Source organism: Aeromicrobium sp. PE09-221, from assembly GCF_002174305.1.
GTDB lineage: Bacteria > Actinomycetota > Actinomycetes > Propionibacteriales > Nocardioidaceae > Aeromicrobium.
In genome coordinates, this window is sequence record NZ_MIJB01000034.1 from 1 (window position 1) to 17,335 (window position 17,335).

Here is a 17,335-nt window from a genome sequence, read left to right on the forward strand (position 1 = left end):
GGTGAGGACAGCAGAACGGCCCGCTTCCCTCGGGAGGCGGGCCGTTCTGATGTCGACGGATCAGGAGCGCGCGATGCGCACCATCTCCTCGCGCGGGACGACCTTGACGCGCTCGCGCTCGGTCTCGTGGGCCTCGCCGAGTCCGAGCTCGTGGGCGTCGAGCTTCTCCCAGCCCTCCCACGTCGTGTACTCGAGGCCACGCGCGTCGAGGTAGCGGTCGAAGGCCTCGGGCTCGGCATGCTCGGGAACCGCGAGCGAGTCGATGTCGTCGACGAGCATGGCGATCGTCTGTGCGGCATCGGACTTGGTGTGGCCGATCAGGCCGACCGGGCCGCGCTTGATCCAGCCGGTGACATAGACACCGGGGATCGGGGAGCCATCGAGGTCGATCGCGTGCCCACCGTCATTGGGCACCACGCCAGCCGCCGCATCGAAGGGCAGACCCGCGAGCACATCGGAGTAGTAGCCGATCGCACGGTAGACCGCCTGGACCGGCCAGTCCTTGAACTCGCCCGTGCCGCGCACATTGCCCGTGCCGTCGAGCTCGGTGATCTCGGTCCGCAGGCCCACGACCTTGCCGTCCTCGCCGAGCACCTCGACGGGGTTCTGGCAGAAGTGGATGTGGATGCGGTGCGGTGCGCCGCTGGGCTCGGCGGCCAGATACTTGGTCAGCACGTCGACCACGAGCTTCTGGCTCTTGGCGGCCTTGAGCGCCTCCATCGAGCCCTCGTCGAATTCGAAGCCCTCGGGATGCACGATGACATCGATATTCGGGCTGTGGTTCAGCTCGCGAAGCTCCATCGGCGTGAACTTGACCTGCGCCGGACCGCGGCGGGCGAAGACATGGACGTCGGTGGTGGCGTTCTTCTTGAGTCCCTCGTAGACATTGTCCGGGATCTCGGTGACCAGCAGCTCGTCGGCGGTCTTGGCCAGGATGCGGCTGACGTCGAGGCCGACATTGCCGACACCCAGCACCGCGACCTCCTTGGCGTGCGGCTGGAAGTCCCAGTCGCGCGGCACATCGGGGTGGCCGTCGTACCAGTACACGAAGTCGGCGGCACCGTAGGAGCCGTCGAGGTCGATACCGGGGATGTCCAGTTCGCGGTCGCGGCGGGCACCGGTCGCGAAGACGATCGCGTCGTAGAACTGACGCAGATCCTCCAGCTTGATGTCATCGCCGAAGGCCACATTGCCGAAGAAGCGGATATCGGGATTGGCCATGACGCGCTTGAGCGCCTTGACGATTTCCTTGATCCGCGGGTGATCGGGCGCGACGCCGTAGCGGATGAGGCCGAACGGGGTGGGATCGCGGTCGATGAGGTCGACCGTGACGTCGACATCCTCGGTCTTGGTGAGGATGTCGGCGGCGTACACGCCGGCCGGACCGGCGCCGACGACGGCGACCCGCAACTTCCTGCTCATGTCACTCCTGGAATACACGACAAAACTGCCCAGTGGGCCTTAGGCCAGCCTAACGCGAACGTCACAACCATCAGAACCTGTCCGCGATGTGAAATCCCCCTCCCGTTGAGTGTTGGGGGCACCGCCCTGGGGGCAGCGCAGCGGAGTCCTTGGGGGAGACGGAGCGCAGCGGAGTCCTTGAGTGTGACGTTTGGACGGCCAAAACCCGATTTCCGCCGGCCAAAGGTCACACTCAACGGGGAGGAGGGGATGCTCAGCCGACGGGCTAGGCGGCGTCTCACAGGGAAAGCTCAGCGGAGCGCCAGCACGATCTTGGCACGGCTGCCTACCGTGATGGTTGACGACGCAATCAGCCTCACGAGGAGTCCCCATGCGCCGCACCGCCCGGACCGCCGTCCTCACCGCCGCCGCCTCCGCTGCCCTCTTCACCGCGGCCTGCGGCTCGGAGGCCGAACAGGTCGATCCGACTCCCGCGCCGTCCGCATCCCCCGATGACACCGGCGACGGTGACGACACCACCGGCTCCTTCACCCCCGGCGACTACGAGGCCACCGGCAGCTACCAGACCCCCGGCGGCACCCAGTCCGTCGATGTCGAGGTGACCCTCGAGGCCGATGGGACGATCACGGACCTCGATGTCGAGGGCAACGCCGAGGGCGGCAACTCCGAGCAGTTCCAGGGGAAGTTCGAGGGCGGCATCGACGCCGAGGTGGTCGGCAAGAAGATCACCGAGCTCGACGTCTCCAAGGTCTCCGGATCGTCGCTCACCAGCGGCGGCTTCAACGACGCCATCGCACAGATCACCGACGACGCCCGGGCCTGACCCGTGCACAGCTGGGTCTTCGACGCGATCGGCACCCGGTGGCGCCTGGATGCGGGTACGGATATCGACCGGTCCGCGGTGCTGAGCCTCGTCGAGGGCTTCGACCGCATCTGGTCGCGATTCCGTGGCGACTCCGAGGTCACGCGGCTACGCACCACGGGTCACGTCGACCTCGGTGAGCACGCGCCGGAGATCTTCGCCCTCTACGACCGGCTCCATCGGTTGACGGACGGGGCTATGAGTCCCGCGATCGGTGCCAGTCTCGAGCGCCTGGGCTACGACGCCGACTACACGCTCACCGCGCACGGCGAGGCCGTCGCCGCATTCCGCTGGACCGACGCCCGCCGAGAGGGATCGACCATCGAGGTCGATCAGCCGGTCGTGGTCGATATCGGCGCTGTCGGCAAAGGCTATCTGGCCGACCGGGTCGCAGACCTCGTCGGCGAGCCGGTGACGGTCGACGCGAGTGGCGATATCGTCCACCGCGGTCCCCAGCCGTTGCGGGTCGCGATGGAGCATCCGGCCGATCCGAGCAAGGCCGTGGGCGTGATCGAGGTGCCGCCGGGACACGCCGTCGCCGCCTCGGCCGCCAACCGCCGGATCTGGGGAGAGGGCCTCCATCACATCCTGGACGCACGCACTGGACGCCCCGCCTCGGACATCGTCGCCACGTGGGCCGTCGCCCCCTCCGCCGCACTGGCCGATGGCCTCGCCACGGCCCTCTTCTTCGTCTCCCCCGAGCGGGTGCTCGACGAGTTCCCCGGCGTGGGCTGCGCGGTGATCGACCGGTCCCTGCGCATCCGCGCCATCGGGCTGCCCGGGGAGGTCTTCCGGTGACCGCCGTCGACCAGCTGCTCGCCCGCCTGACGATGTACCGGCTGGTGATCGTCGTCCTCGGCGTGTTCGGGGGCTGGGCGCTGATCGCGGCCGGTGCAGGATGGCTCGATCCGGGGATCTTCAGCGTCCCCGCCATGTTGCTCACCCTCGCGGTGATGCTGGGGGCGTCGATCGCGGCGAATGCGGTGATCGGACGCCTGGCGGGAGCCTCGCCCCACCTCGACTCCGCGGTCATCACCGGCCTGCTGCTGTGGTTCCTCTACTGGCCGAGCAGCGATCCGCGCACCCTCGGTTGGCTGGCCCTCGTCGCCGTGCTGGCACAGGCCTCGAAGTACGTCATCGCGGTGCGCCGGCGGCACGTGGTCAATCCCGCGGCCGCGGGGGTTGTCCTCACCGTGCTGATCGCGTGGGCTGCCGGGGCTGACTCGATGCCCTATACGACCTGGTGGGCCGCTAGTGAGATCCTGCTTCCGGTCGCTGTGGTGGGCGCGCTCGTGGTGCTGCGACGCACCGCACGCTACGACATCGCCGCGATCTTCCTGCTCGTCGCGACGCCCCTGACAGTGTGGGGGCTGATCGCTTTCGGGACCGATACCGGCACCGCGATCCGTCAGGCGTTCTCGGCCTATCCGCTGGTGTTCTTCGCCGGTTTCATGTTGAGCGAGCCGTTGACCCTGCCGCCTCGCCGGGTCCAGCGGTGGATGCTCGCGGCGCTGGCCGGTGCGCTCTTCGCACTGCCTCTGTGGTCTTTCGCGGCCTTCGGCTCCTTCACCCCCATCGGACCCTTCGAGAGCACCTATGAGCTGACGCTGGTCGTCACCGGCATCCTCGCCTTCGCCTTCGGCCAGCGCGGTCGGGTCGGGCTCACGCTGCGCGAGCGTCGGCCGATGGGCAGCGACGTCTACGAGTACCGCTTCGCGGCCGACCGACCCCTTCGTTTCGAGCCTGGTCAGTACCTGGAGCTGCATCTGCCGCACGGTCGTGCGGACTCGCGCGGTGCACGGAGGATGTTGAGCATCGCCTCGCCGCCGGGGTCCGAGGTCTGCGTCGCGATCCGCGAACCCGAGGACGCGTCGAGCTTCAAGAAGGCATTGGCGGCGCTGCCGGCCGGGGCGCGACTCGCTGCCACCGGGGTGAGCGGCGACTTCCTGTTGCCTCGTGACCCGGGGGAGAAGGTGTTGTTGATCGCCAGCGGCATCGGCATCACCCCGTTCATGAGCCAGCTGCGGGCCGGGGGAGTCAGGCGGGATGTGCGGCTGCTGCACCATGTGCGGGCCGGCGAGGTGCAGCCCTATGCCGAGGAGCTTGCCGCGCTGGACGTCGATGCCCAGGTGGTCAGCGGGGATCTGCCGGGCTGGGACGAGGTGCTCGCGCTCGTGCCCGATGCCGCCGAGCGCGAGGTGTATCTCTCCGGCTCACCGGCCTCCGTCGATGCGCTGCGCCGGGAGCTGCGCGGACGGGTACGCCGCATCCGCACCGATCGCTTCCTCGGCTACTGATACGCGCGGACCGATGATGATGCATAACGGTTGCTAGAGCGACCGCAATGCATCGAGTTCCGAGCGGGTCCGGACCGATGATGATGCATCAGGGTCCCGATGACAACCAGGATGCATCATCATCAGTCCCCGGCGCGGTGGAGCGAAGCGATGACGGGGCCGGATACCGCCCTGGCCGGGGAGGGGCGACGCGACGGTGACAGTGGACCTGTCACTATGGGTTACCGTTCGGTACGCGAGGTGTGAGGAGGGACCACATGCGCATCGCTCTGCTCTCCTATCGCACCAAGACCCACAGCGGTGGGCAGGGCGTCTACGTCCGCCACCTCAGCTGGGGGCTCGCCGAGCTCGGCCACGAGGTCACCGTCTTCTCCGGTCAGCCCTATCCCGAACAGCTCGATCCCCGCGTGCGCCTGGAGAAGGTGCCGAGCCTCGATCTCTATCGCGAGGACGACCCCTTCCGCACCCCGCGCCCACGTGAGTTCCGGGACTGGATCGACGGCCTGGAATATGCGCAGATGATCACCGCGGCATTCCCCGAGCCGCTCACCTTCAGCCTGCGGATCCGCCGGCTCTTCGGCCCCCGAGCAGCCGACTTCGATGTCGTGCACGACAACCAGAGCCTCGGCTACGGTCTGCTGTCATTGGTCCGCCGCGGCATCCCGCTGGTCGCCACGATCCACCATCCGATCAGCAGGGATCGGCGGCTGGACATCGCGGCCGCGCCGCTGCGCAAGCAGATCACGACGCGTCGCTGGTACCGATTCGTCAGGATGCAGGCACGGGTGGCCCGGCGGCTGCCGTCGATCCTCGGCGTGTCGTCCATCTCTGCGGCCGACACCGCCCACGACTTCGGTATCGATCCGGAGCGGATGGCGGTGATCCCGCTCGGTGTCGACACCGATCTCTTCGCCCCGCGCGGTGCGCGCATCCCCGGCCGGATCGTCGCGGTCGCTAGCGCGGACAAGCCGCTCAAGGGTGTGCCGCATCTGCTCGACGCGGTCGCCAAGCTGCGCACGGAGCACGAGCACGTGACCCTGCACCTGGTCTCGCCGGTCGAGCGCCCCACGGTCGCGCGTCTGCGCGAGCTCGGGATCGAGCACGCGGTCACGATCCACAGCGGCATCTCCGACGAGCAGCTCGCCGATCTGATGGCCTCGGCCGAGGTCATGGCGGTGCCGTCGTTGTACGAGGGCTTCTCGCTGCCGACGGTCGAGGCGATGTCCTGCGGCACCCCGGTGGTCGCCAGCCGAGCCGGAGCCCTCCCCGAGGTGGTCGGCGACGCCGGTGTGCTCGTCGAACCGGGCGATGTCGAGGCACTGGTCGAGGAGATCGGCGCCCTGCTCGACTCGCTCGAACGCCGGGAACATTACGGGCGTGCAGGACGAGAGCGGGCTGTGGAACGTTTCAGCTGGGTGTCGGTGGCCCGTGCCACTGTGGAGGCCTACGAGCGCGAGATCGCGCGGGTGGGGAAACTGTCCGATACAGAGGTGGAGACCGATGCTGACCGTTGACTTCGATCGCCTGCGCGTCGGGCGCGGCACGCGTTTCCTCGATGCGGGTGCCGGTGCCGGACGGCACTCCTTCGAGGCGCTGCGCCGGGGTGCGCGTGTCACAGCCCTCGACCTCGACGAGGTCGAGCTCAAGGGCGTGCAGGACATGTTCGAGGCGATGGCCGCCGAGGGCGAGGTCCCGGCGGGGGGCACCGGCGAGACCGTCGTCGCCTCGATCCTCGACCTGCCCTATGAGGACGCCTCCTTCGATACCGTGCTCGCCTCGGAGATCCTGGAACACGTGCCCGAGGACGTCCAGGCGATCAGCGAGCTGGTCCGGGTCCTCGCCCCGGGCGGCACGCTGGCGGTCACCGTGCCGCGCTGGCTGCCCGAACGGGTCTGCTGGGCGCTTTCGGACGAGTATCACGCGAATGAGGGCGGGCACATCCGCATCTACAAGGCCGATGAGCTGCGCGCCAAGCTCGAGGACGCGGGGCTCGTCTTCACCCACCAGCACCACGCCCACGCGTTGCACTCGCCGTTCTGGTGGATCAAGTGCGCGGTGGGAGTCGAACGCGACCAGCATCCGCTGGTCCGCGGATACCACCGGCTGCTGGTGTGGGACATGATGAAGGCGCCGGCCGCCACCCGGGTCGCGGAGAAGGCGCTCAACCCGCTGATCGGCAAGAGCGTCGCCCTCTACTTCACCAGGCCGCTGTGACGATGCCGCTGCCGCATGTCCCGGGTGTCCTCTCGGTCGAACAGGTCGAGCAGACCGCCGACTCGATCATCGAGGCGCAGCACTCGTCGGGGCAGATCGCCTGGTACGCCGGGGGGCACACCGACCCCTGGGATCACGTGCAGGCCGCGATGGGCCTGTCCGCGGCGGGCCGGCGAGGCGAGGCCGTGGCGGCCTTCGACTGGCTCGCCGCCGCGCAGCGCGCCGACGGCTCCTGGGCCACGCGCTATGTCGGCGACACCGTCGAGGATCCCGCCACCGATGCCAACTTCTGCGCCTATATCGCCGCCGGCGTGCGGCATCTGTGGGCGATGGATCCCACCGGCGACCTCGAACGCTTCTGGAGCGTCATCGACCGCGCGATGGAGTGCGTGCTGTCGATGCGTCTCCCGTCGGGGCTCGTGGCGTGGTCGCGGGGTGAGGACGGCGAGCTCTCCGAGCAGGCTCTGGTGACCGGCAACGCCTCGATCGCCTTCAGCCTGCGGTGCGCCCTCGATCTCGCGCGAGTGTGGGGGCATCAGCGTCCGGACTGGGAGTTGGCCGTCGCCCGGATCGACCACGCGCTGCGCGCCCATCTCGACTGGTTCACCCCCAAGCCGCGGCACTCGATGGACTGGTACTACCCGGTGCTCGGCGGCTCGCTCATGGGCGAGGCAGCGCACGAACGGATCGACGAGCGCTGGGACGAGTTCGTGGTGCCGGGTCTCGGGGCGCGCTGTGTCACCGTCAATCCCTGGGTGACGGGCGGCGAGTCGTGTGAGCTGGTGCTCGCGTTGGAGGCGATGGGGCGACGCGATGACGCGCTACGCGTGTTCAGCGAGATGCAGCACCTGCGCGATGACGATGGCTCGTACTGGACCGGCTTGGTCTACTCCGATGGCGTGCGTTGGCCCGTGGAGCGGACCACCTGGACGAGCGGCACGGTGATCCTGGCCGCCGATGCGCTCTCCGCGGTCACCCCGGCCCACGATCTGTTCCACCCGATGCGACATGTCCGCACCGACTGGATGGTCGCCTGCCCGTGCCAGGAGTCCCTGCGATGAGTGAGCTGCCCGCCGAGCTGGCCAGGATCGCCGCGGAGGTCAAAGGTTTCCTGCCCGATGACGAGGCCGCGGCGCTGCGTCGGGCTGCCGCCGAGTACGTCACCCCCGACGGTGTGCTCGTGGAGATCGGCACCTACTGCGGCAAGTCCACGATCCATCTGGGGCATGTCGCCCGGGAGGCGGGGGCCACGCTCGTCACGGTCGACCACCACCGGGGATCGGAGGAACATCAGGTCGGCTGGGAGTACCATGACGCCGATCTTGTCGACCCCGCCACCGGAGTCTTCGATACCCTGCCGAGCCTGCGCCGGGCTCTCTTCGATGCGGGATTGGAGGATGTCGTGGTGCCGATCGTGGGCCGCTCCGCCACGGTCAGCGCGATCTGGCAGACCCCCGTGGACCTGGTGTTCATCGACGGCGGCCACACCGATGAGGCCGCTCAGGCCGACTACGCCGGATGGGCACCGCGGGTACGGTCGGGTGGAGCCTTGGTCATCCACGATGTCTTCCCCGATCCGGCCGACGGCGGTCGGGCCCCGTATCGCGTCTACCTGCGGGCACTGGAGGACGGTTTCGTCGAGTCCGCGGTCACGGGCAGCCTGCGCGTCCTCGCGCGTCCCTGACTCCCGCCCTCGGACCGGAACACCGCCGTAACGCCGGTGTGATCTGCGCTTTCTAGCGTGAAACGAAAGGGTTTCAGCGGAGAACGGGAGTTGCAGTGAAGGCCATCGTCATCGGCGGCGGTATCGGCGGCGCGAGTGCCGCCGTGGCCTTGCGCGAGATCGGCTATGAGGTCGAGGTCTACGAGCAGGTGCGTCAGAATCGCCCTGTGGGTGCGGCGATCTCGCTGTGGTCCAATGGCGTCAAGTGCCTCAACTATCTCGGCTTCAGTGACCGTCTCGCCGCGCTCGGTGGGCGGATGGACCACATGGCCTATGCCGACGGTCACAGCGGCCGGACGATGTGCCGGTTCAGCCTCGCCCCGGTGACCGAGGTGTCCGGGCAGCGTCCCTATCCCGTAGCCCGAGCCGATCTACAGGCGATGCTGCTCGATGACGTGGGCGATGCGGTGTCCTTCGGCAAGCGGCTGACCGCGATCGAGCAGGACGAGGAAGGCGTCGACGCCCTCTTCGAGGACGGCACACGGGCACGCGGCGATCTGCTGATCGCCGCCGACGGGGCCAGGTCCCGCTCGCGCGCCTATGTGGTCGGGGAGGAGCTCCCGCGACGTTATGCGGGTTATGTCAACTACAACGGGCTCGTGCAGATCCACGAGTCGATCGGACCCGCGGACCAGTGGACGACCTATGTCGCTGAAGGACAACGGGTCTCGGTCATGCCGGTCGCCGATGGGCGGTTCTACTACTTCTTCGACGTGGTGGAGCCCGCCGGCCGCGAGGTGGCGCCCGGCGGTGAGATCGCGGAGCTCCGCGAGCGCTTCGCGCACTGGGCTCCCGGCGTGCAGCGTCTGCTGGACGCTGTCGGTGGTGACCGGGTGAATCGCGTGGAGATCCACGATGTCGATCCTTTCCACACCTGGACCCGAGGCCGGGTGGCCCTACTCGGCGATGCCGCACATACGACGACCCCCGATATCGGTCAGGGCGGATGTTCGGCACTGGAGGACGCCATCGCGCTCCAGTGGGTGCTGCGCAGCACGACCCTCGGGGTCGCCGATGCGCTGCGCCGCTATCAGCAGGCGCGGAGCGAGCGTGCCGCAGAGCTGGTGCTGAAGGCCCGCAAGCGCTGCGATGTCACGCATGCGAAGGATCCCGCCGCGACCGAAGACTGGTATGCCTCGCTCTGGCAGGAGGACGGCACGCACTCGCTCGGCGGCATCATCGGCAATATGGTGGGTGCCCCGCTCTGAGGCGGTCGTCGCCCGGTGGTCTGCCACCGGGTGGGTGAGGTTGATGACCTACCGCCACACGGTGAGGGGTCAGGATCGCTCGGCCACCGCGAGGACGGCGGCCTTGAAAGCCACCAGCCCGCGCTCGACGTCGATCTCCCGGACATCCTCGCCCGGATGATGGCTGATGCCGTCGAAACAGCGCAGGAAGAGCATCGCGACATCGGTGACCGTCCCCATCACCATGCCGTCGTGGCCCGCCCGGCTCCACAGCTCCATCGGCTCGGTATCACCGGCGGCGGCGATCCCCTCGACGATGCACGCGCGCAACCACGGGGCGCACACCATCGCCGGTGCCCGGTGCGTCTCGGTCACGGCATAACCGAGGCCGCGAGCGGCGCACAGCGCAGCGATCTTGGAGTCGAGCTCTTCCCACATCGCATCGCGCTCCGCATCCGTCGCGGCCCGCAGATCGAGGCTGAAATCGGCCCGACCAGGGATGACATTGACGCCCCCGGGCTGCACCGTGATCTGGCCGACCGTCGCGACGCATTCCGATGCTCGGGCCGTGGCCTCGATGAGAGTGATCGCCTCGCTCGCGCCCACGAGGGCATCGCGCCGACGCGGATACGGCGTGCCGCCCGCGTGCCGGGCCTCCCCGGTCACCTGGAGCAGGAAACGGCGGGCTCCGGCGATGGTGGTCACGTCTCCGAGGGAGCGGTCCGCGGCCTCCAGATACGGGCCCTGCTCGATATGCGCCTCGAGATAGCCCACGAGCTCCTCGGGCCGGCGTTGGGCCTCGCCCACGCCGCCGGGGTCGAGACCGAACGCGGTGAAGGCCTCCGCAAGGGTGGAGCCGGTGCCATCGGTCAGCTCCCACCAGGATGTGTCCCAGCGCCCGGCCGCCGCGCTGCTGCCCAGCAGCGCCTTGCCGAAACGGGTGCCCTCCTCGTCGCTGAATCCCACGACCTCGACCGCGAAGGGCAGATCGGCGATGCGCGAGCCGAGCTCTTCGACGACCTCGATCGCCATCAACACGCCGAGCATGCCGTCGTAGCTGCCGGCATCGGGCACGGTGTCAAGATGGGATCCGAGCAGGAGCGCGGGCAACCCGGGTTCGCGTCCCTCGACGCGCCCGTACTGGTTGCCTGCGGCGTCGACCCAGGTGCGCATGCCGGCCTCGCGCATCCATGCAGCCACCTGTGCGTTCGCGGCTGCGTGCTCTCGTGAGAGGTAGACCCGTTCGAGGTGCTCGGGGCTGGCCGAGAAACGGTCGAGGGCCGTGCACCGGGCGATGACTCGTGTCGCGCGACTCATCGGCCGTACACCTCCTTGGCCGCTGAGACGCCGCCACCGGCGGTGATCGCCACGCCCATGGCCCGCAGCACTTGTTCGAAGGCCGCCAGCGTGAGCAGGACGGCATCCGTACGTGCGTTGTATCCCATCGTGCCGATCCGCCAGACACGTCCGTGCAGAGGGCCGAAGGAGGTGCCGATCTCGATCGCGAAGTCCTCGAGCATCGCCTGGCGGACGGTGTCGCCGTCGACTCCGTCGGGGATGTGGACGGCGACGACGTTGTTCATCTTGTGGTCAGGATCGCCGAAGATCCTTAGGCCCAGTCCGCGGACCCCGGCGAGCATCGCGGCCCCGTGCACACGATGACGTTCGATCGCGGTATCGAGCCCCTCCTCGGCCAGCAACCGGGCGCATTCACGCGCCGCGTAGAGCATCGACGTGGCCTCGGTGTGATGGTTGAGACGCTTCGGGCCCCAGTAGTCGATGATCTGCGCGAGATCGAGATAGTTCGAGGCGATGCGCCTGCCGTGGTCGATATCGTCATCCGTTCGGATACCGGCCTCGACGTGCCGGCGGGCGGAGATCACCTGCGCCGCCCGGTTCGAGAGGGTGATCGGTGCGCTGCCGGAGGGTCCGCCGAGGCATTTCTGCAGTCCCGCCGTCGCGATGTCGATTCCCCACCGATCGGCCTCGAAGTGGTTGCCGCCGAGGGATGCGGTCGCATCGACATAGAGCAGTGCGCCGTGTCGACGGCAGATCTCGCCGAGATCCTCCAGCGGCTGGCACATGGTGGTGGAGGTGTCGCCCTGTACCACGGCGACGAGGCGCGGTTCGATCCGGCGCACGGCCTCCTCGATGAGCTCGTCGGGCACGATCTCCCCCCAAGGTGCCTGGACCGTGTGGACCTCGGCTCCGCAGCGCTCCGCGATCTCGACCAGCAGGTGACCGAAGCGCCCGAAGACGGGGACGAGGACGCGGTCGCCGGGTTCGATGATCGAGACCAGGGCCGCCTCGATCCCCGCACGCGAAGTGCCGTCGACCAGGAAGGTCTGCTGGTTCCGCGTGCGGAAGACGGTGCGGTACAGCTCCATCGTCTCGTTCATATAGCTCGTCATCGCGGGGTCGTACTGGCCGACGAGGGGCGCGGACATCGCCCGCAGGACGCGGGGGTCGGCGCTGATGGGCCCGGGTCCCATCAGGAGTCGCTGGGGCGGGTGGATCTGGTGGGGCACCGGGCCTCCGTCTCGTGTGGTGGGGTCGGTCATCGTGCCTCCGCGGCGACTGCGCGGCGCAGTTCGCGCCCGGTGTCGAGGGCGGGCAGCGGCTGGTCGACGGATCGCCCTCCGACGAAGGCGGTGGTGACCGATCCGGTCAGCTCCCGGCCGTCATAGGCCGAGATCGGATTCTTGTGGGCGAGCTCGCCGGCCGTCACCCGCCAGCGGGTCGCCGGGTCGTAGACGAGGAGATCGGCATCGGCACCGGGCACGATCCTGCCCTTGGCGGACAGGCCGATGAGGTCGGCGGTCGCGGTGGACATCCACCGGCTCACGTGCTCGATCCCGTATCCGCGCGCCTGAGCGGCGTCGGCCACGGCGGCGAAGCCGACCTGCAGACCGGAGATGCCACCCCACGCGCGTTGATAGTCGCCATCACCGCGCTGCTTCTCCTCGGCGGTGGAGGGGGAGTGGTCGCTGACGATCATGTCGATGAGACCGCTGCCCAGGGCCTCCCAGAGCGCCTCGCGATTGCCCGCGTCGCGGATCGGCGGACAGCACTTGAACTCCGGCGCGCCATCGGGGATGTCCTCAGCGGTGAAGACGAGATAGTGCGGGCAGGTCTCGACCGTCAGCGGGAGACCTTCGTCCCGCGCGGCGGCGATCTCGTCGAGCGCCCGGGCGCTCGACAGGTGCAGCAGGTGGGCGCGGGTGCCGGTCCTGCGGACCTGCTGGATCACGCGACGGATGGCGGTGATCTCGGCGTCATCGGGTCGCGAGACGAGGAAGTCGGCATAGGCGCGGGAGGGGCGCGCTGGTGCGGCGTCGAGGACCGCGGCGTCCTCGGCGTGCACGATCATCAGGCCGTCGAAACGGGCGATCTCCGCCATCGCGCGGGTGAACTCCGCGGCATCCAGGGCGGGGAACTCATCGACGCCGCTCGGTGAGAGGAAGCACTTGAAGCCGAAGACGCCGGCCTCCCATAGACCTTCGAGGGTGCCGAGGTTGTCGGGGACGGCACCGCCCCAGAAGCCGGTGTTAACCGCGCGCTGTCCTTCTGCGGCCGCGCGCTTGGTGTCGAGTGCGGCGACTGAGACAGTCGGGGGGATCGCGTTGAGCGGCATGTCGATGATCGTGGTCACGCCTCCTCGAGCGGCGGCCCGCGTCGCGCTGGCGAAGCCCTCCCAGGTGGTGCGCCCCGGCTCGTTCACGTGCACATGGGTGTCGACGACGCCGGGCAACACCATGGCATCGTCGGGCACGTCGATGATCTCGCCCTCGGGGGTGTCGCCGGGGTCGCCGATGCGGGCGATCCGCCCGTCGCACAGGACGAGGTCGGCCGGTCGCAGTGTCCCGTCGAGGAGCACCCGTGCCGCGCGCAGGGTGGTCGCCGTCATCAGCTCCCCCGATAGGAGGTGTAGGAGAAGGGGCTCAGCAGCAGCGCGACGTGGCAGTGCTCCCTGGCGCCGACGAGGAAGGTCAGTTCGACGCGAGGGTAGAAGCAGTCGCGACCCTGTCCGGCGAACCAGACCCCCGTGGAGAACCGCAGCGTGTGCTCACCCGGCACGAGTTCTGCGTCGAAGCGCGCCCGGCCGTCCCCGTCGGTGCGGGCCTCGGACACGCTTCCGTCGGCGGCCAGGAGCTCAACAGGAAGACCGGCGGCGGGCGTACCGCGGGTGGCGTCGAGGACGTGGGTCGAACAGCTGCTCATAGGCTCGTCTCCAGTCGGCGCAGGGCGATGTCGCGCAGCTCGGCCAGCGCGACGGGGATCTCCGCCATCGGATCGTGGTCCAGGCGGCGCTCCAATTCGGCCAGGATCTGCTCCGGTCCGCGTCCGGCGGCACGGACCAGGAAGACCCGGCCGAAGCGCCGCTCGTAGACGGCATTGCCGGTCGCGATGCGTTCACGGGTCGCGTGGTCATCGGGCACGCCGCTCTGCTCGGCGCGGGAGAAGGCCGCCTCGGGGTCCGAGCCCCCGGGATGCTCGCCGATGCGCGGGTGGCCGGCGAGGGCCTCGTCGAGTTCGGCAGCCGTCCAGCGACGTGCGGAGTGCTCGGCCGCCGCGAGGAGCTCGTCGCGCGTGCCGAAGGGGCGGGCATCGGCCACCTCCTCCGCCCATCGGGTCACCCGAGCGCAGGTCAGCAGGAGGGCGATCGCCTCCTCGCGGGGGAGGGCATTGAAGGCATCGACCGGCATACCGCCACGGTAGGCGGCGGACATTTCAGCCGGCGCTCGTCGTGTTGCCGTGGCGTAACGCATCGGGCGGGCCCTCCTCGGGTCGATCCTGTTCGTGTCTCAGCAACGTCGGCACCGCCCGTCCCACGGACACGAGAGCCGCGGCCCTGTCAGGCCCGAATCAGTTCGGCCGTGAGCTCCGCGATGTCGACACGAGTGCTCTGTCCGTCGACCACGACCGCCTCCCCGCCGACGAGCACCGTGTCGACGATCCGCGGCGTGCCGGTGGTGAGCAGGCTGGCGGCGGGATCGCGCACCGGCAGGCAGGCGAAGTCGCGTTCGAAGCGGATGATCGTGAGGTCTGCCGTGCGACCGGCCGCCACGCCTTCCGCCACCGGCTGCCCGAGGGCGCGAGCCGCCCCGTCGCAGGCGATCCGCAACAGGGTGGCGGTGTCCATGATGTCCGCGCGACGTTCGGATGCGCGCTGCATATAGGCACCGCTGCGCAGCGTCTCCCACATGTCCTGGCGGTCATTGGAACCGGCCCCGCCACGTGGCCTCGCTGCTGGTGCGGATGCGTCGTCGCTGAATCACGGGTGTGAGCTTGCCCCGCACCGCGGCCCTCCGGTTCGCGGCGGGGTAACGTCGGAGTATGTCCGCTCTCGTCGAACTGCTGAGTGATGAGGCCATCGGCCTCGACGTCCACGCCGGTGACTGGCAAGAGGCCGTCACGGCCGCCGGACGGCTGCTGGAGCGCACGGGGGTCGCCGATGCTCCGTACACCCAGTCGATGATCGACAATGTCGTCGAGAACGGGCCGTACATCGTCATCGCTCCCGGATTCGCCTTCGCCCACGCCAGGCCCTCTGACGCCGTCCATCGGACGGGTCTGTCGTGGGTGCGGTTGGCCGAGCCGGTCGAGTTCGGGCACCCGAGCAATGATCCGGTCACCCTCGTCGTGGCGCTGGCTGCGAAGGACGACGATGCGCACACGCAGGCGATGGCCCAGCTCGCCAAGGTCATCGGCGATCCCTCGACCAAGGCCGCACTCGATGCTGCGGCCAGCCCCGCCGAGGTGAAGGCGGCGCTCGCGGGCGACACCGGGTCGGCGCCCGAGCAGACCGAGACCCAGGACGCGGCATCCTCACGTAATCTCATCCTCACGGTCTGCGGGAATGGCCTCGGCACGAGCCTGTTCCTCAAAAACACCCTCGAACAGGTTCTGGACCGCTGGGGATGGTCGCCCTACCTGACGGTCGAGGCCACTGACACGATCTCGGCGCGTGGCAAGGCCAAGGACGCCGACCTCATCCTCACCTCCGGGGAGATCGCCCGGACCCTCGGCGATGTGGGCATCCCGGTCAAGGTCATCGAGAACTTCACCAGCACCACCGAACTCGACGCGGCAATGCGCGAGCTCTACGACGTCTGATCAGGAGAGACCCATGGACTGGCTGGTAGCCATCGCAGAGTTCCTCGTCAACGAGATCCTCAGCGTCCCGGCATTCCTCATCGGCATCATCACCGCCGTCGGACTGGTCGCGCTGCGCAAGACCACCGGCCAGGTGGTCGGCGGCGCGATGAAGGCGACGCTGGGCTTCCTGCTGATCGGTGCCGGCGCCACGCTCGTGGTGGCCTCACTCGACCCGCTCGGTGTGCTCATCCAGAGTGCCGCGGGCGCGCAGGGGGTCATCCCCACCAATGAGGCCATCGCCGGCATCGCGCAGGCCGAATACGGGGCGCAGGTGGCGTGGCTGATGATCCTCGGCTTCGCGGTGAGCCTGCTGCTGGCACGGTTCACGCCGCTCAGCTACGTCTTCCTGACCGGCCATCACATCCTCTTCATGGCCACGCTCATCACGATCGTGCTGGCATCGGCCGACTACACCGGGCCGCTCGTGGTGATCCTCGGCGGCGCCCTGCTCGGCATCCTGATGGTGTCGTTGCCTGCCTTCGCACATCCGTGGACGCGGCGCATCACCGGCGATGACAGCATCGCGATCGGCCACTTCGGCACCGCGGGCTATATCGCGGCGGGTGCGACGGGGCGGCTGGTCGGAAAGAGCAGCAAGTCCACCGAGGACATGAAGCTCCCCGAGTCCTTGCGCTTCCTGCGCGACTCGATGGTGGCGACGGCGTTGTCGATGGTGCTCATGTACGTCGTCGTCTCGCTCCTCGCGCTGGCTCGTGTCGGCCAGGAGGAGGCCTTCGATGCCTTCGGCGGGGCGACCGATATCGGCAACTTCCTCATGCTGGGAGTCACGCAGGGCCTGCAGTTCGGTGTGGCCGTCGCGGTCATCCTTTTCGGTGTCCGCACGATCCTCGGTGAGCTGGTGCCGGCTTTCCAGGGCATCGCCGCCAAGGTGGTGCCCGGGGCGATCCCCGCACTCGACGCGCCCATCGTCTTCCCCTACGCACAGAACGCCGTGCTGGTCGGCTTCCTGTCGAGCTTCGTCGGCGGTCTGCTCGGTCTCGCGGTGCTCTCGGTGTGGCTCAACCCGGCCTTCGGGCTGGCGCTCATCCTGCCCGGTCTCGTGCCGCATTTCTTCACCGGTGGTGCCGCGGGTGTCTACGGCAATGCGACAGGTGGTCGCCGCGGAGCGGTGGCGGGTGGCTTCGTCAACGGACTGCTGATCACCTTCCTGCCGGCGCTGTTGCTGCAGGTGCTCGGCGCCTTCGGCACGGCGAACACGACCTTCGGCGATACCGACTTCGGCTGGTTCGGCATCCTGATCGGCTACGGCGCCAAGCTCGGCTCGGTCGGCGGTGTCGTGGTCATCGCCGTCATCGGTCTGCTGATCCTCGGTGGCGCGATCCTCATGCAGAAGAAGCTGGTCGAGACCGGCGCTGGGACCCAGCCAGGCCGCCGCGAGCGCCCGGGCGGGGGAGACGACGCGGCGATGAGGCCGCGAAGGCGCCGGAACCCCGCAAAAAAGTACCCGAAG

The 17,335-nt window shown here is 68.9% G+C and carries 16 protein-coding genes and 1 pseudogene; 10 read left to right on the forward strand and 7 right to left on the reverse strand.

Features of this window, described 5'->3' with window-relative positions:
• Window positions 1-60: 60 nt before the first annotated feature.
• On the reverse strand, window positions 61-1,422 hold the full coding sequence (locus BHE97_RS17850) for an FAD-dependent oxidoreductase (RefSeq protein ID WP_087625399.1): 1,362 nt from the start codon (window positions 1,420-1,422) through the stop codon (window positions 61-63).
• A 370-nt stretch (window positions 1,423-1,792) separates the two neighbouring features.
• On the opposite strand from BHE97_RS17850, the gene BHE97_RS17855 reads away from it, so the two are divergent.
• The 8 genes from BHE97_RS17855 to hpxO all read left to right on the forward strand — a co-directional run bounded on the left by BHE97_RS17855 (window position 1,793) and on the right by hpxO (window position 9,726).
• Window positions 1,793-2,245: an FMN-binding protein gene (locus tag BHE97_RS17855; protein ID WP_087625400.1), complete on the forward strand. Its 453-nt coding sequence runs from the start codon at window positions 1,793-1,795 to the stop codon at window positions 2,243-2,245.
• A 3-nt stretch (window positions 2,246-2,248) separates the two neighbouring features.
• On the forward strand, window positions 2,249-3,082 hold the full coding sequence (locus BHE97_RS17860; protein ID WP_087625401.1) for an FAD:protein FMN transferase: 834 nt from the start codon (window positions 2,249-2,251) through the stop codon (window positions 3,080-3,082).
• On the forward strand, window positions 3,079-4,581 hold the full coding sequence (locus tag BHE97_RS17865) for an FAD-dependent oxidoreductase (protein ID WP_087625402.1): 1,503 nt from the start codon (window positions 3,079-3,081) through the stop codon (window positions 4,579-4,581). Before BHE97_RS17860 ends, BHE97_RS17865 begins: the two co-directional genes overlap by 4 nt.
• Window positions 4,582-4,838: 257 nt before the next feature.
• Window positions 4,839-6,095: a glycosyltransferase family 4 protein gene (locus BHE97_RS17870; RefSeq protein WP_087625403.1), complete on the forward strand. Its 1,257-nt coding sequence runs from the start codon at window positions 4,839-4,841 to the stop codon at window positions 6,093-6,095.
• Entirely contained in the window at window positions 6,082-6,795 is a 714-nt protein-coding gene (locus BHE97_RS17875) for a class I SAM-dependent methyltransferase (protein ID WP_087625404.1), read from the forward strand. The genes BHE97_RS17870 and BHE97_RS17875 overlap by 14 nt, the downstream gene beginning before the upstream one ends.
• Complete coding sequence (locus tag BHE97_RS17880) at window positions 6,792-7,856, forward strand: prenyltransferase (protein ID WP_140400247.1); 1,065 nt, start codon at window positions 6,792-6,794, stop codon at window positions 7,854-7,856. The genes BHE97_RS17875 and BHE97_RS17880 overlap by 4 nt, the downstream gene beginning before the upstream one ends.
• Window positions 7,853-8,479, forward strand: coding sequence for a class I SAM-dependent methyltransferase (locus BHE97_RS17885; RefSeq protein WP_087625406.1), 627 nt, complete (start codon window positions 7,853-7,855; stop codon window positions 8,477-8,479). Before BHE97_RS17880 ends, BHE97_RS17885 begins: the two co-directional genes overlap by 4 nt.
• A gap of 95 nt (window positions 8,480-8,574) precedes the next feature.
• Entirely contained in the window at window positions 8,575-9,726 is a 1,152-nt protein-coding gene (gene hpxO / locus BHE97_RS17890) for an FAD-dependent urate hydroxylase HpxO (RefSeq protein ID WP_087625407.1), read from the forward strand.
• 69 nt (window positions 9,727-9,795) lie between these two features.
• Here hpxO and BHE97_RS17895 read toward each other — a convergent pair whose 3' ends face one another.
• The 6 genes and pseudogenes from BHE97_RS17895 to BHE97_RS17920 all read right to left on the reverse strand — a co-directional run.
• On the reverse strand, window positions 9,796-11,022 hold the full coding sequence (locus tag BHE97_RS17895; protein WP_087625408.1) for an allantoate amidohydrolase: 1,227 nt from the start codon (window positions 11,020-11,022) through the stop codon (window positions 9,796-9,798).
• Window positions 11,019-12,266: an alanine--glyoxylate aminotransferase family protein gene (locus tag BHE97_RS17900; protein ID WP_236757775.1), complete on the reverse strand. Its 1,248-nt coding sequence runs from the start codon at window positions 12,264-12,266 to the stop codon at window positions 11,019-11,021. Before BHE97_RS17900 ends, BHE97_RS17895 begins: the two co-directional genes overlap by 4 nt.
• A complete protein-coding gene (gene allB, locus BHE97_RS17905) occupies window positions 12,263-13,612 on the reverse strand; it encodes an allantoinase AllB (protein WP_087625409.1) in 1,350 nt (449 codons plus the stop codon). The genes BHE97_RS17900 and allB overlap by 4 nt, the downstream gene beginning before the upstream one ends.
• Window positions 13,612-13,926, reverse strand: coding sequence for a hydroxyisourate hydrolase (gene uraH, locus BHE97_RS17910; protein WP_087625410.1), 315 nt, complete (start codon window positions 13,924-13,926; stop codon window positions 13,612-13,614). Before uraH ends, allB begins: the two co-directional genes overlap by 1 nt.
• A complete protein-coding gene (gene uraD, locus BHE97_RS17915; protein ID WP_087625415.1) occupies window positions 13,923-14,411 on the reverse strand; it encodes a 2-oxo-4-hydroxy-4-carboxy-5-ureidoimidazoline decarboxylase in 489 nt (162 codons plus the stop codon). The genes uraH and uraD overlap by 4 nt, the downstream gene beginning before the upstream one ends.
• 149 nt (window positions 14,412-14,560) lie before the next feature.
• Window positions 14,561-14,926, reverse strand: a pseudogene (locus tag BHE97_RS17920) (amidohydrolase family protein); the annotation flags it as partial.
• 116 nt (window positions 14,927-15,042) lie between these two features.
• Here BHE97_RS17920 and BHE97_RS17925 point away from each other — a divergent pair.
• Window positions 15,043-15,822 (forward strand): PTS sugar transporter subunit IIA, encoded by a 780-nt coding sequence (locus BHE97_RS17925; RefSeq protein ID WP_087625412.1) that lies wholly within the window; start codon window positions 15,043-15,045, stop codon window positions 15,820-15,822.
• A gap of 13 nt (window positions 15,823-15,835) precedes the next feature.
• Window positions 15,836-17,335: PTS ascorbate transporter subunit IIC (locus tag BHE97_RS17930; protein ID WP_087625413.1), on the forward strand; the 1,500-nt coding region annotated here is incomplete at its 3' end.